Source organism: Tenacibaculum finnmarkense (assembly GCF_900239185.1).
GTDB classification, from domain to species: domain Bacteria; phylum Bacteroidota; class Bacteroidia; order Flavobacteriales; family Flavobacteriaceae; genus Polaribacter; species Polaribacter finnmarkensis.
The window spans coordinates 70,025-85,016 of sequence record NZ_OENA01000038.1 but is presented as its reverse complement, the minus strand read 5'-3'; the positions used below and the strand labels follow the sequence as shown (position 1 = coordinate 85,016).

The window sequence follows — 14,992 nt, the reverse complement described above, 5'->3', positions numbered from 1 at the left end:
CATTGTTTTTTTTGATGATAAAATAAATAGCAATAATTTTTATTGATAAAAAACACCTCTTAAAACAGTTATTTAAGAGGTGTTTTGTTTTTTTTAGATAAATTACATGTTTTATTTATTTTGATTGATAAAAAATACTTTAAAATAGTTTAAAATGATTTTAATTGTTTTTTATCAAATAAATTAAAGAAGAATACTCGCCTGTTTTTTTTGCTTTAATATTTGATGTTAATCCTGTAAAAAAAGCACTAATTGGTTTTGATGTATTATTTTTATATTTTTCTGATAATAAAGAAACATAAAAAGCATCAAATTTCATTGGAAGTATTTTTACAACTTTCATATCAGTCGTTGCAAATATTTTTTTTATCGCTGTTTGCGAGAAATGCCATAAATGTCTTGGCACATCATAAGCAGCCCAAAATTCTTTATACTTTTTAGCATCGTAACTTTTATAATTTGGCACGGCAATAATTAAAACACCATTTGGTTTTAATAATTTTTTTAATTGATTTGTATATTCAATTAAATTAGGAATATGTTCTAAAACATGCCACAGCGAAATAACATCAAATTGTTTTCCTTTATAGTTAGAAATATCTTCTTGAAGCTCAATATTTTTTTTTGAAGCAAAACTTCTAGCTTTTTCCGAAGGTTCAACTCCTGATACTTTCCAATTATTTTCTTTACAAACTTTTAAAAAATCACCAGTACCAGCACCAACATCTAAAATTGTTTTTTCTTCGGATTTAAAAGAATTTATCAAATTTAATTTTTGCTTTAAAGTATGATTTTTTACTAATTGATAGGCTTTATCAAACAGCGTTTTTTTACTATCAGTATGCGAAATATACGCTTCACTTACATAGTAATTTTCTAAATTTACAGGAACAGGCGAAGTAACAAGCATATCATATTTCTTGTTATACATTACTTCGTAACTTTCATCAGAAACCGTATGATCGATACAATTTAGTAATGGTGTAAGATTTTTGTAAAGCTCTTTTGTTGTTTCCAATTTTTTATTTTTTATGATGTTCTAAGCTAAATATTGATGCTTTATTATTGCAATAATACGTAAAAAAAAACGCTCCATACGGAACGTTTTTTGTATTAAAATAAATTTTATTATCGTCCCATGTAAACTAATAAAACGGAAATATCACTTGGTGATACACCACTTATTCTACTAGCTTGCGATATTGAAGTTGGTTGAATTTTGTTTAATTTTTCTCTAGCTTCATGCGATAATGAATGAACTTTATTAAAATCGAATTTAGCAGGAATTTTAACGTTTTCTAATCGGTTTAATTTGTCGGCATTATTTTTTTCCTTTTCAATATAACCAGAATATTTCAAGTGAATTTCTACTTGCTCAATAATTTCTTGATCCATATCATTTTCTTGTAAATAATTTTCTAGTTTTTCAATAACTCTAAAATCATTAAATGATAATTGTGGCCTTGTAGCAATTTTAAATAATTTTACCGATTGATTAATTAAACTAAGTCCTTTGCTTTCTAAAATAGGATTTATCTCTTCTTGTTTAACGCTTAAATTTTCTACAAATTTAACAAGAGCGGCTGTTTTAATTCTTTTATTAGTAACTCTATCTAATCTTTCTTTAGAAGCTAAACCAAGATTATAAGCTATTTCTGTTAAACGTAAGTCAGCATTATCTTGTCGTAATAACGTTCTATATTCGGCACGAGAAGTAAACATTCTGTAAGGTTCTTCTGTTCCTTTGGTAATTAAATCATCAATTAAAACACCAATATAAGCTTCACTTCTTTTTAAGATAAAAGGTTCTTTATTCTGAGTTTTTAAAGCTGCATTTACACCAGCCATTAAACCTTGTGCAGCTGCTTCTTCGTAACCAGTAGTTCCGTTAATCTGCCCCGCGAAAAATAAATTTTCAATTAACTTAGTTTCTAAGTTGTGTTTTAATTGCGTTGGCTGAAAGAAATCATATTCAATAGCATATCCAAAACGCAAGAATTTCACATTTTCAAAACCTGCAATATGTCGAATTGCTTTGTCTTGAATATCTTCAGGTAATGAGGTAGAAAATCCGTTTACATAAATTTCTACGGTATTCCATCCTTCAGGTTCAACAAAAATTTGATGACGATCTTTATCAGCAAAACGATCAATTTTATCTTCTACAGATGGGCAATATCTTGGTCCTGTCGATTTAATTCTACCATTAAACATTGGCGAACGATCAAAACCTTCACGTAAAATATCGTGTACTTTTTGATTTGTATAGGTTAAATAACAAGAACGCTGTGTGGTTAATTTTTTGGTAATTGGTAAGTAAGAAAATTTTTCAGGATTTTCATCACCAGGTTGTTCAGTCATTTTAGAAAAATCTAAAGACCTTGCATCAACTCTTGGTGGAGTCCCAGTTTTCATCCTTCCAGCTTCAAAACCTTTTTCAACTAAAGCTTCAGTAATTCCTGTTGAAGCACCTTCACCAGCTCTACCACCACCAAATGTTTTTTCACCAATATGGATTAATCCATTTAAAAAAGTACCCGCCGTAATAATTACGGTTTTGGCTTTTATTTCTAAACCTAAGGCTGTTTTTACGCCAACAATTTTATTTTCATCAAAAATTAATCCGTTTACGGCATCTTGATAAAAATCTAAATTATCGGTTTTTTCAAGCATATTTCTCCAACATTCTGCAAATTGCATTCTGTCAGATTGCGCTCTAGGACTCCACATTGCAGGTCCTTTTGATTTGTTAAGCATCTTAAATTGAATCGCCGTTTTATCGGTTACAATGGCGCTGTAACCACCTAAAGCATCAATTTCTCGTACTATTTGTCCTTTCGCAATACCACCCATGGCAGGGTTACAGCTCATTTGAGCAATATTTTGAAGGTTCATTGTTATTAGTAATGTATGTGCGCCCATGTTGGCACTTGCTGCGGCAGCTTCACTACCGGCATGACCACCACCTACTACAATTACATCGTATGTTGTATTAAATAAACTCATTTTTTATGGCTGTTCTACAAGGAACGGTTTTAGTTTAAATTTAAAAGTTTTAAAGAATCATTTTCTTTAGTACGCATTAGTTGTTTTTCTTGATCCGTTTTATCTTTGTATTTCATGTAGTGTAATACGCCATGAATAATAACGCGGTGCAATTCGTTTTCAAATAATACATCAAACTCCTTTGCATTTTCTTTGACTCTTTCAATCGAAATAAAAATATCTCCACCAACTAATTTTCCTAAGGTATAATCGAAACTAATAATATCTGTTAAGGTATCATGTTGTAAAAACTCTACATTCATTTTATGTAAATAGGTGTCATCACAAAAAACATAGTTTATTTCTCCTAATTCAAAACCTTCTTTTTCGATACAATTTAAAACCCATTGTGCCGTTTTTTCTTCATTTTTTAGTTGAAAATCGGTTTCGTAATTAAATTCAATCATGCTATTTTAGTTGTTTAAAATAATGTTTTTTAAGTATTATTTGTTGCTTTTAGGAAGGCTAAAATATTCTTGTACCTTCTTCTTATAATCAGGTTGCAAAGGTAATGATTGTCTATTTAATATTTCTGTCTGCTTATAAAACAACTTTTGAAACTTTAATTTTTTAATATTTTTGCTATGAAACTCCTTTAGATTAGCATCAGATTTTCGTTTTTTATCTTTATTTTGTTCAAAAGTAGCCTTATCTAATTTTAGTAATTGATACTTTAATTGCTGCATTCTGTCAATATTTTTTTGGGTAAAACCTTTTTCTAAAATGTCGTTTTCTAGCTGTTCCATTTTTTTTATGGCTTTTTCAGCACTTTTATTTTTACCTTTTCCATGCCCTGCTCCTTGTTTTTTCTGTTCTTGAAGCGCCTTTTCTAATTGCTGTCTTAATTGGGCTTGTTCTTTATAAATTTGATATAATTCTCCATTTAATTTTTCACCTTGTCCTTCGCCTTTTTTATTTCCACCTTCTTTTTCTCCAGGTTTATTTCCTTTCTTTTTGCCTCCTTTTCCATCTTTAGGTTTTCCTCCTTTTTTCATTCCGTCTTGCATCTTTTTCATTAACTCGCTTTGTTTTTTAATGATGTCGGGCAGGCTAAAAGATTTTCCTTTTCCCTTCCCTTTTCCGCTGCCAGGTTTTGGGTTTTTCATGGCGTCAAGCGCGTTGCTTAGCATATCGGCTAAGGTATTTGCGGCAGTCATAATATAGCGCTGACTTGTAATACCTTGTTGAAATTTATTATCGGCAAAACTTTCTAGAGATTCGTTTAAATTATAATGTGCCAATGAAAGTTGATCTTGAATTTTTGAAGTTATTTTTGGGTTTTTTATCGATAAAACAAATAAACTATCGTCAATATGTTCAAAATAAGTTTTTAAATGATGCTGTTTTTGCAAGTTTTTACCAAAGTTCGGGTGCGAAGAATTACTTTTTGAAAACACAGTCATTAAGGCTTCTTGGTTAAAAGAAAACATAATTAAATTTTCTAAAACCTGACGCAAACCTTCCATGTTTTCTTGGTCATTTTCGGCGCTCATTTGTTGCATTGATTTTTGCATTTTTTGAGACATTTCTTGCATTTTATCAGAAGCTTTTTTCTGATTTTTTTTCGATTCAGGTTCGTTTTTCTTTTCTAAATTTTCTTCAGCTTTGTTTAATTCTTCTTGCGTTTTTTTCGCTAAAGTATCCATAGCAGGAATTTTCATCGGAGATTTTAAACTTTTATTATCTTTTTTAAGATCGTTTAATTCTTTTTTAACTTTCTGAAAACCGTTGTTTATTTTTTGTTGTTCTTCTTTTATTTTTTCTTCGGAAGCTTTTTTATCAGCTTCTTTAGGCGATTCTTTTTCACTTAAATCTTTTTGTTTTTTAGATAAATCCTTTAAATTATCAGCAAGCTTTTGCATTTTTTGTTCCATATAAAAACGCTTGGTCATTTCTAAAATACGCTCTAAACTTTTTTCTTGCTGTTTGTTTTGTTCGGCTAATTCTTTGGTTTTTTTGAGTAAATCTTCTCTATTTAATTTTTCGGCTAACTTTTTAAGTTCGTCTAATAATTTTTGTTGTTTGTCTAATTTTTTAAGCTCTTCAATACGTTTTTTTAAGTCGATTTTCTTTTGTTGCAAGGCTTCATTTTTCTCTTTTTTCTCCGAGAAATTTTGCTTTAAATTATCAGTTTGCCGTTGCATCATTTTTTTATATTGATTTTGACGCTTAATTAAATTTTTAATTTTTTTCTGATCATTCCAACTTACATTTTTCTTGTTTTGAAGCTCAAACTGAATTTTTTCTAATGATTTTTTCTGTTGTTCTTGCTTGTTCAATGAATTTTCTAAATGTTGAATATGATTACGTTGTTCTTGTAAAAGTTCGGTATCAATTTCATTTTTTGTTTTTTGTCGATACGAAAATTTCTGACTTTTAGTCTTTTTACTACCGTTTATAATATCGTTATCAAACACTTGAAAATAGAGTTCGTAATCGATGCCTTTTTGTAAATTCAAGCTATCAGGAAATTCAAAAAAGAAGGTTTGTAAGGTGTTTTTAGTTAGTTTAATTTTTTTGAATTGCTTATTTTGTTGGCTATTATTTTTATCATAATAAACCAATTCTAATTTTTTGAAACCATAATCATCAGCAATTTGACCTACAAACTGTGCATTTCCTCGTGATATGCTATCAATATTAGATTTTACATGAATTGTCGGATGTTCATCTTTAGTAACTCCAATCGAAAATTGTAATTTTTCGTACTCTTTTAAGTTTTTATTACTCGTAGAAATTTGATAATTGAGTGCTTTTTTTACTTGTTTTTTAAATTGAAATTTATTTTTAGTATCTTTTAAAAAAGCAAATCGTTTGTTATTTGAAATAAAATGAACACTATCTGTTTGACTTGTTTTAACAGCCCATTTTACAAGAGTTCCTTGTGGAACAATTATGTTTCCTGTGTTTTTAATGATTTCATTTTTCTTTTTGATATACTTCGGATAGGTTAAATGCACTGAAATATTTTGAATCGAAGGCGTATTTATGACTGCTATTTTAAATACATCCGAAGTAATAGCATTTGCACTTGCATAAAAATCAACAGGTTTTTGTACTTGTGTAAAAGTGTAAGAAAATAAACCATTTCCTTCATTTTTGAAGAAATATTGTTGTTCATTAAAATGAATTTTTGCTTGTTCAGGAACAGCTTTTCCTGTTGTTTGTATATAGACAGTAATATCTTTTCCTTTTATAACAGTCAAATTTTTTGCCGTGATATTAAAGTAAAAATCGGCAGGCGCTTTATAAACAACCGAATGATTTACCACTCTATTAAAACTTTCAGATAATTGTTTAGAAGTACCTGTTAAAAAAAATAATCCCCAAATAATTAGCGGAATTAAAGCATATTTTAAATAGCGAATATTAGTTTTAAAATCGATTGCTTTGTTAAAAGAAATTGGCTGTATTTCTTCTGATTTTTGATTAATACTAGCTATTAATAAATCAGATTTAGTATCATTTTGTTTTAATTGAAGCAGGTTTAAAAGTTTATCTTGTACTTCAGGAAAATGATTTCCTATTATTTTTGATGCTTCTTCAAAAGAAATTCCTTGTTTTAATCCTATAATTTTGAATATAGGAAAACAGATAAAACGTATCAATAAAAATAATTGTACAATTATAAATAACCAGAATAATAAAGTTCGGGCATTGGGTTTAAGCCATAAAAAATGCTCTATAAATAAAGTAAATAGTAGGTATAATAAACCTAATGAGATAAATAAAATACTTCCTTTTATTAATTCGCTTGTATAGTATTTTTTACTAAACTGTTGTAATTTTTGTTCTATTTTGCTAAAATTCTCCATATCAGTTTATAAAAGTACTATTTTTAAAAAGAAAATTTACTGAAATATTCTTGTAAAATTTTTTAGTTCTTGACTATAAAATAATCAAACAATTTTTTATTTTATTCTCTTTCTTATTCTGTTAACATAAAACTATATTTGTAGCTTCAAATCAACAAAAAATGACTGATAACGTAAGAGTACGCTTTGCTCCTAGCCCAACAGGACCTTTACATATTGGTGGTGTAAGAACTGCTTTATTTAACTATTTATTCGCTAAAAAATATAACGGAACTTTTGTGTTACGTATTGAAGATACTGACCAAACTCGTTATGTTAAAAATGCCGAACAATATATAGTTGATGCTTTAGAATGGTGTAATATACCTTTTGATGAAGGACCAAATAATAATGAAAAATTCGGACCTTATCGTCAGTCAGAACGTAAAGAATTATATCAAAAATATGCTAATATCTTATTAGAAAAAGGATGGGCATATTATGCTTTTGATACTGCAGAAGAGTTAGATGCTCATCGTAAAAATCATGAAGAAAACGGAAAAACGTTTACTTATAATTGGCATAATCGTCAAAAATTAAACAGTTCATTAGCACTTTCATCTGAAGAAGTTGAAGCTAAATTAGCTGCAGGTGATAAATACGTCGTTCGTTTTAAAACGCCACAAGATGAAACTTTAATACTTGAGGATGAAATCCGTGGGAAAATTAAAATTGATACCAATGTTTTAGATGATAAGGTATTATTTAAATCGGACGGAATGCCAACTTATCATTTAGCAAATATTGTTGATGACCATTTAATGGAAATTTCGCACGTTATTCGTGGTGAAGAGTGGTTACCATCAATGGCATTACATATTTTATTATATCGTGCTTTTGATTGGAAAGCTCCAAAATTTGCACATTTACCGTTAATCTTAAAACCTGTAGGAAAAGGAAAATTAAGTAAACGTGATGGTGATAAATTAGGATTTCCTGTATTTCCTTTAGAGTATACCAATGAGCAAACTGGTGATGTTTCTAGAGGATATAAAGAAGACGGTTATTTTAACGATGCTTTTATAAATATGTTAGCTTTATTAGGATGGAATCCTGGTACGGAGCAAGAAATTTTTTCATTAGAAGAATTAGTTGAAGCTTTTGATTTAAGTAGAGTTAGTAAATCGGGTGCTAAATTTAGCCCAGACAAAACAAAGTGGTTTAATCAGCAATATTTACAGACAAAATCTGATGAAGAATTAACCGCTTTATATATTCCTATTCTTGAAGAAAAAGGAATTACTGCGGATGAAAATTTCACTCAAAAAATAGTATCATTAATAAAAGAACGTGCTACGTTTGTTGCTGATTTTTGGGAGTTATCAAGTTTTTTCTTTGAAAACCCATCAGCATATGATGAAAAAGCAACCAAAAAACAATGGAAAGAAACTACTAGCGAATTAATGCAAGAATTAATTACCGTAATTTCTAGCATTGAAGATTTTACCATAGAAAACGCTCAAACTGAAATTAAAGGATGGATAACATCAAAAGAAATTGGTTTTGGTAAAGTAATGCAACCGCTTCGTTTAAGTTTAGTAGGTAAATTAGCAGGTCCTGATTTATTTGATATCATGACAATGATTGGAAAAGAAAATACGATTGCAAGAATTAAAAATGCAATAGATAAATTGTCTTAAAAAAACATCAAAATAAATAGGTAGAAAACGCCACTTTGTAATAAAGTGGCGTTTTTTAGTATAAAAATAGTTCTTAATATTGATCCTTAATATTTATTGTGATAACAGTCAGGTCTTGATTGCGACCCATTACGATTACGGTTATTGGCGTTCCAATTAAGGTTAAACACAACCGATAAAGTAGTCTGAATATGCGAACGCATACTTTGATAACCATCAAAAGAATGCTTGTAATATAGTTGCGGATTTAAACCAATTCTGTCGGTAAACCAATAAATACCACCCGCTCCAATATTTAAGGTAGGAGTTGCTTTTAATTCAGCATCAACAATACTTCCACCTGTAAAAATATAGGGGCTAAACTTATCAAAAATTGCATTAAAATTATAACGCAATGAAGCATCCATAGAAAAATATTTAACGCTATTTTCCATAAAACCCACATTGTCAATCGTATTTACTGACATCGCTCCATTAACTGATAAACGCTCACTAATTGGCGCGGTTAAATTAAGTACTGGTACTTGAAACATATTGGTATCACCAATAAAAGCCGCATTCGACTCATTAAAATGTGTAATACCCATACCAATACCTACTTGCCACGAATCGTTTAAATTTTGTGAACATAAATTGATCGAAAAACAAAGCAGTGTAGCAAGTATAATTTTATATATCATTTAAAGAGGGGATTTGTTAAAAAAAATTAATTATAATACCATTAAACAGCGTTTACTTTTTTAACTGCAGCTGTAAAATTATCTAAATCATTATCGTTCATTACCAAGTAAATTGCTTCATCGCAAACTTTTTCTACGTTGTCGGTAGGAAATTGTAAAGCAACAGCAATTTTTCGCATAAGAGTTACTTCTTTTTTGTCTACATGCTCATCGGCAAAAACCATTTTTGTTAAACGATATAAACGCTCAATACGCTCGTCATAACTTACAGGAGGATTTACAGGATACTTTTCAGGGCTTTTTAAAACTGCTGTGTATTCTGTTTGGTCAATGTTTAACCTTTTTGCAACTCTTTCTAATAATTGTTGCTCTTTTTCTGAAATAGTGCCATCAGTTTTTGCAATTTTTACAATACTTGCAAAGTGTCCTATTTCTTGTTTGTGTTTTCCTGTAGAATATAAATCTGATATTGACATTTTTTTATTTTTTAATAATTAAAATTAGGTACTCATTATTTAGGATACAAAGATGAAAAAAAAGTCACGAAAAACAATTTATGTAAGTTAAGAAATATATGAATAATTTTCTATTGAATTTTTTTATCCGTTTTAATTAAATGATAAATATTATTGATAAAATACTCACATACTATTCTTTTATCTGTTGTTTTTATTTTAACAATTGTGTACTTTTAGCCTTAAAAAATAAACCGCTGCTATTTTAACCTTTTTATATAAAACAGCTAAAATTAACCTGTTTATTACTTCTTTTAGTATAAAAATAGTGATTTTACCATTTATTTATAAAAATAACATACGCTTAAAAAAACACATGAAAATACTTCACACTGCCGATTGGCATTTAGGACATCGATTACATGAGCACTCGCAATTAGAAGAACAAATGTTGTTTTTAGCGTGGATAGAAAATTATATCAGCAATGAAAAAATAGATTTGCTTTTAATTTCAGGCGATATTTTTGACACCAGTTCGCCCTCGAACCAAAGTTTAACGATGTATTATAATTTTTTGGTAAAACTCCAGAAAACTTCGTGTAAAAACATCATTATTACAGGCGGAAATCACGATTCGCCAGGAACTTTAAATGCTCCCAAAGAATTATTAAATGCCTTATCAATAAAAGTAGTGGGTAAAGCCACCGAAAAGATTGCTGATGAAGTTTTTGAAATAAATATAAATGATGAAAAAGTACTTATTGGCGCTGTTCCGTATTTGCGTGATGGCGATATTAGGCGTGCCGTTGCAGGCGAATCTTTTGATGATTTAACCGATAAATATAAAAAAGCTTTAATCAATCATTATCAAGAAATCGCTATTGAATCTGAAAAAATAAATAGCAGCAATGCGCCCGTTATTGCTATGGGACATTTATTTGCTACCGGTGGTTCGGTTTCTGATAGCGAGCAAAATATTTATGTAGGAACTTTAGGGCATATTGGCGCATCTGATTTTCCAACGTATTTTGATTATGTGGCTTTAGGGCATTTACACAGACCGCAAATAGTTGGCGAAAATGATAAAATCAGATATTCAGGTTCTCCAAATATTTTAAGTTTCAGTGAACTTAATTATGATAAAAAAATCATTGTTTTAGAAATATCAGCAAATAAAATCAGCAATATTGAGGATGTTATCGTTCCTAATTTTAGAGAATTTTACAAATTAAAAGGAAGTATGGAAGCGTGTATCGCTAAATTTCCGAGTATTATTTCAAATTCGTATCAATTAAAACCTTGGGTAGAAATTGTTTTAGATCAAGATAATACGATACAAACTGATGAGTTAAAAGATACTTCATTAGCATACGATTTTGAAATATTAAAAATCACCTTAAAAAATCAACGAAAAATTAAAGGAATTGAAGAGTTATTAGCCGATGCAACCTCCATAAAAGAATTAGTTCCTACCGAAGTTTTTAAATTAAAATGCGAAGAAATGGATTTTGATTTAGACCAAAATCAGCAAGTTTGGGACGCTTTTAATGAAGTTTTACAAGCAGTTAAAAATCAATAAAAATTAATATTCTTTATTCGTTATGAAAATTTTAAAGATAGCATTACAAAATATAAATTCGTTAAAATCAGAAACGCCAATTGTTATCGATTTTGAAAATGAAAACTTTAAAGACGTTGGTTTATATGCCATAACAGGTGTTACAGGCGCAGGAAAAACGACTATTTTAGATGCCATTACAATCGCTTTATATCAAAAAGTCCCTCGTTTTAAGGATACAAAAGGATCTTTAATTGATGTAGTAAGTCATGGTGCAAATAATGCTTTTACCCGCATTACTTTCGAAAATAATAATTTTATTTATGAAGGATATTGGGGAATCCAACTTGCAAACAAAGCAGGTAAAAAATATACAAATCCAAAAGAAGAGGTGAGCTTAAAAAATTTATCTACGGATAAAATAATCGCCACTCAAAAAAGAAAATATATTGAAGAGGTTCAAAAAGTAACCCAATTAAATTACGACCAATTTTTACGTTCTGTATTATTGGCGCAAGGTGAATTTGCATCTTTTTTATCAGCAAAAGGACCTGATAAAGGAAAATTATTAGAGCAAATTACAGGCGAACAAATCTATAAAAAAATTGGCGAAGAAATTTTAAATAGAAAATCATCCGAAGAAAAAAAATTAGCAACAATTAAAGCAAAAATCAATGCGGATGATATTTTATCGAAAGAAGAAAAAGAAGCATTATTAGAAAAATCAGCAATTTTAGTAACCGATATTGCTAAAAATGAAGCAGAAATAACAAAAATTACAGCTGTTATTAATTGGTATATAAATTATCAAAAATTACTTGATAAAGAGGTAACTCTCGAAAAAGAAACTGAAAAACTTTCTCTCTTTGTTGATAATTATAAACAAGAATTAAGCTTGTTATCTTTACATGAAAAAGCAGCTCCTTTTATAGAGTTGATTCAAAATTTTAAAAGAAATGAGAAAAATATTCTTGATAAAACTAATCAAGAAAAAGTTTTAGAAGTTGAATTAAAAGCGTTGAATCCTCAAATTGAAAGCTTCAAAAATCAAGTTAAAAATGAAACAACAGCTTTAGAAAATACAGATAAAGAGTTTGCTATTTGGTTGCCGAAATTTGATAAAATTACAAAGTTAGATGCGCAATTAAAAAATGAAATTGATATTACTTTTCAATCATCTGAAAAATTAAAAGACTTAAAAGTAGAAATTACAAATTTTGAAACTAAAGAAAATAAGCTAAAAATAAATTTAGAGAAATTAAAAGGAACTATTAAAATTGATGAAAAAAATCTAACTGAAAACAACTTTTTATTAGAAGTTAAAAATCATATTTCTAGTTGGAATTCAGATTTAATTACTTTAAAATCAAATAAAAAAATCTTAAAAGAAAATGCTGTTTTTATTGCTGATAAAAATGAAGAAGTAAAAATAACAACGATTTCTTTAAAAGAAAAAACTGATTTTTTATCTAAAGAAAATATCGAAATTGAAAAGCTTGAGAAAGAAATTTTAGCTGTAAACACCACCTTATCAAAAAATAATAGTACTGATTTATTTGCAAAACAAAAACAACTTGCTACATCAGAAAATAATTGGAAAGAATTTAAAAATTTATCCGAAGAAATTGCAAAAAATGATAAAGAACAAACTGAAAAAATAGCTCAAAAAGCAACTTTATCAACGGAATTAATCAATTGTAAATTAGAAATTGAAAAGTTTGAAGCAGCTATTTCAAAACAAGAAATAGCAGTTAAAGATGCCGAGAAAATTCTGAATTTAGAAAAAAGTATCGCTAATTATGAAGCTGACCGTAAAAAATTAAAAAAAGGTGAACCTTGTGGTTTATGTGGTTCAGAAGAACATCCGTTTGCAGAAAATTTGGAAGTTATTGGGATTTCAGAATCTGAAAAAATACTTGTCGAAAGAAAAAATAGTTTAAAATATTTAGAAGAATCAAAAGTAGCTTTAAAGATAAAAGAAACACAATTAAATACCAATATTGAAGCTTTAGAAACTCAACTAAATTCAATTTTAGAAGATGTAAAAAAACTGAAAATAAAAGCTTCTGAACTGCCAATTTCTTCTGATTTAACAAATATTACTGAAATTAATATAGCGTTAAATTCAATATCGGAAGAACTAAAAGTACTTGATAAAAACCTGAAAATAGCACAAGAATTACAAATTGATAAAGACCGTTTATCTAAAATAATTGAACTTAAGAAAAACGAGATAAATACACTTAAAACAGCCGTTGCCACACTTACCGAGAAAAATAAAAATGCCACTACTGAAATAACATCCAAAGAAAAAATAACGGATGAATTAACGATTACTTATAGCAAGTTAGAAAACACTTTAAAAACGAAGTTGACTGAATTTAAGTATGAATTACCAGCTATAAATCAGGCGGATTTGTTTATTGAAACTATTGAAAAATCTGTTGCTGAATATTCAAAAATTCAACAAAATTTAGAGGCTTTAAAATCCGAAGAAAAAGTAAATAACCTTGATTTAGAGAACACTAAAAAACAAGTAGAAAATTATACAAAAACGCAAAATGAGTTTCTTCAAAAAAAGTCAGCATCTGAAAATAATACGAAGCTTTTAAAAGAACAACGAAATAGTATTTTACCCTCTGAAATTACCGTTGAAAATAAACGTGAAAATTTACAATTAGCACGTAAAGATATTTTTGAAAAACTAGAAGCTAGTAAAAAAAATAGTCAAAAATTATCAGATGTTAAATCGGTAAAAGAAGCGTTAAAAGTTAAAAATAATCAAGATTTAAAAGGTTTAACCGAAGAAATAAAAAGTTTAGAAATTGAATTTAATAAGCAACTAAAAAATAGTGATTTTGAATCGAAAGAAGCAATTGAAAATGGGTTGTTATCGAAAGAAAATATTTTAAAATTTAGCGAGAATAAAGAGAAAATCAACAAAAAACAAGTTGAATTAAAAACACTAAAAGAAGAGAATATAAAAGCAAAAGAAGTTTTAAATACTGCTAGAAATTTTGAAGTTTCAGAGGAAGATAGCAAACTGAAATTAGCTGATTTTCAACAAAAAAACAAAGATTTTTTAACTGAAAAAGGAGAAATTTCAGAAGCTTTTAGAAAGGACAAAGAAATACAGGATAGAAACCAGGATATTTGTCAAAAAATTGATGCTCAAACCGCTATTTGTAACGTTTGGAAAGAGTTATTTAAAATTATCGGGAACTCAAAAGATGCGTTTAATATCTATGTACAACGTTTGACTTTAAAGCATTTATTAGACCTCGCCAACGTGCATTTGTACAAATTAAACAAGCGTTATTCCTTGAAAATGGAGGATTTATACAAGCCAAAAGAGGAGCTTAATTTTAATTTAATAGACCATTATCAAACCGATCAAGCTCGTTTGGTAGATACTTCGAGTGGTGGCGAAAAGTTTATTATTAGTCTTGCCTTGGCATTAGGATTATCGGATTTGGCGAGTAAAAATGTGAAAATTGATTCGCTTTTTATTGATGAAGGTTTCGGAACTTTAGACAGCAATACGCTTGAAACGGTAATTTCAACCTTAGAAACTTTACAAGCACAAGGAAAAATGATTGGAATTATATCGCACGTCGAAAACCTGAAAGAACGTATTCCGACGCAAATACAAATAACCAAAAAAAGTAACGGGGTTAGTGTTTTGGATGTTGTGTAAGTGGTTGGTGGTTTATCTAAATAATTGTGTAGTTTTATAGGTGAAAAATTGAAAAAGGGAAAA

Annotated in this window: 9 protein-coding genes; 3 read left to right on the top strand and 6 right to left on the bottom strand. The window is 28.7% G+C overall.

Going from position 1 to position 14,992, the window contains the following annotated elements; translation table 11 throughout:
- Positions 1 to 160: 160 nt before the first annotated feature.
- The 4 genes from AQ1689_RS04200 to AQ1689_RS04185 all read right to left on the bottom strand — a co-directional run bounded on the left by AQ1689_RS04200 (position 161) and on the right by AQ1689_RS04185 (position 6,860).
- Positions 161 to 1,018 carry a class I SAM-dependent methyltransferase gene (locus tag AQ1689_RS04200; protein ID WP_232122521.1) on the bottom strand — a complete coding sequence of 286 codons (858 nt, stop codon included), beginning with the start codon at positions 1,016 to 1,018 and terminating at the stop codon, positions 161 to 163.
- A gap of 110 nt (positions 1,019 to 1,128) precedes the next feature.
- Positions 1,129 to 3,006: a tRNA uridine-5-carboxymethylaminomethyl(34) synthesis enzyme MnmG gene (mnmG, locus tag AQ1689_RS04195; RefSeq protein WP_101955286.1), complete on the bottom strand. Its 1,878-nt coding sequence runs from the start codon at positions 3,004 to 3,006 to the stop codon at positions 1,129 to 1,131.
- A 29-nt stretch (positions 3,007 to 3,035) separates the two neighbouring features.
- Positions 3,036 to 3,452: an rRNA maturation RNase YbeY gene (gene ybeY, locus AQ1689_RS04190; protein WP_058883963.1), complete on the bottom strand. Its 417-nt coding sequence runs from the start codon at positions 3,450 to 3,452 to the stop codon at positions 3,036 to 3,038.
- A gap of 36 nt (positions 3,453 to 3,488) precedes the next feature.
- Positions 3,489 to 6,860 carry a DUF4175 family protein gene (locus AQ1689_RS04185; protein ID WP_101955285.1) on the bottom strand — a complete coding sequence of 1,124 codons (3,372 nt, stop codon included), beginning with the start codon at positions 6,858 to 6,860 and terminating at the stop codon, positions 3,489 to 3,491.
- 161 nt (positions 6,861 to 7,021) lie between these two features.
- Between AQ1689_RS04185 and gltX the strand changes: the two genes are divergently transcribed.
- A complete protein-coding gene (gene gltX / locus AQ1689_RS04180; protein WP_101955284.1) occupies positions 7,022 to 8,539 on the top strand; it encodes a glutamate--tRNA ligase in 1,518 nt (505 codons plus the stop codon).
- Positions 8,540 to 8,625: 86 nt separating this feature from the next.
- On the opposite strand, the gene AQ1689_RS04175 is transcribed toward gltX, so the two are convergent.
- Both AQ1689_RS04175 and AQ1689_RS04170 read right to left on the bottom strand, forming a co-directional pair.
- Positions 8,626 to 9,219 carry a hypothetical protein gene (locus AQ1689_RS04175; protein ID WP_101955283.1) on the bottom strand — a complete coding sequence of 198 codons (594 nt, stop codon included), beginning with the start codon at positions 9,217 to 9,219 and terminating at the stop codon, positions 8,626 to 8,628.
- Positions 9,220 to 9,260: 41 nt separating this feature from the next.
- On the bottom strand, positions 9,261 to 9,695 hold the full coding sequence (locus tag AQ1689_RS04170) for a TerB family tellurite resistance protein (RefSeq protein WP_101913991.1): 435 nt from the start codon (positions 9,693 to 9,695) through the stop codon (positions 9,261 to 9,263).
- 355 nt (positions 9,696 to 10,050) lie between these two features.
- On the opposite strand from AQ1689_RS04170, the gene AQ1689_RS04165 reads away from it, so the two are divergent.
- Together AQ1689_RS04165 and AQ1689_RS04160 are read left to right on the top strand one after the other, a co-directional pair.
- Positions 10,051 to 11,253, top strand: coding sequence for an exonuclease SbcCD subunit D C-terminal domain-containing protein (locus AQ1689_RS04165; RefSeq protein ID WP_101955282.1), 1,203 nt, complete (start codon positions 10,051 to 10,053; stop codon positions 11,251 to 11,253).
- A 22-nt stretch (positions 11,254 to 11,275) separates the two neighbouring features.
- A complete protein-coding gene (locus AQ1689_RS04160) occupies positions 11,276 to 14,929 on the top strand; it encodes an AAA family ATPase (protein WP_101955281.1) in 3,654 nt (1,217 codons plus the stop codon).
- Positions 14,930 to 14,992 lie beyond the last annotated feature (63 nt).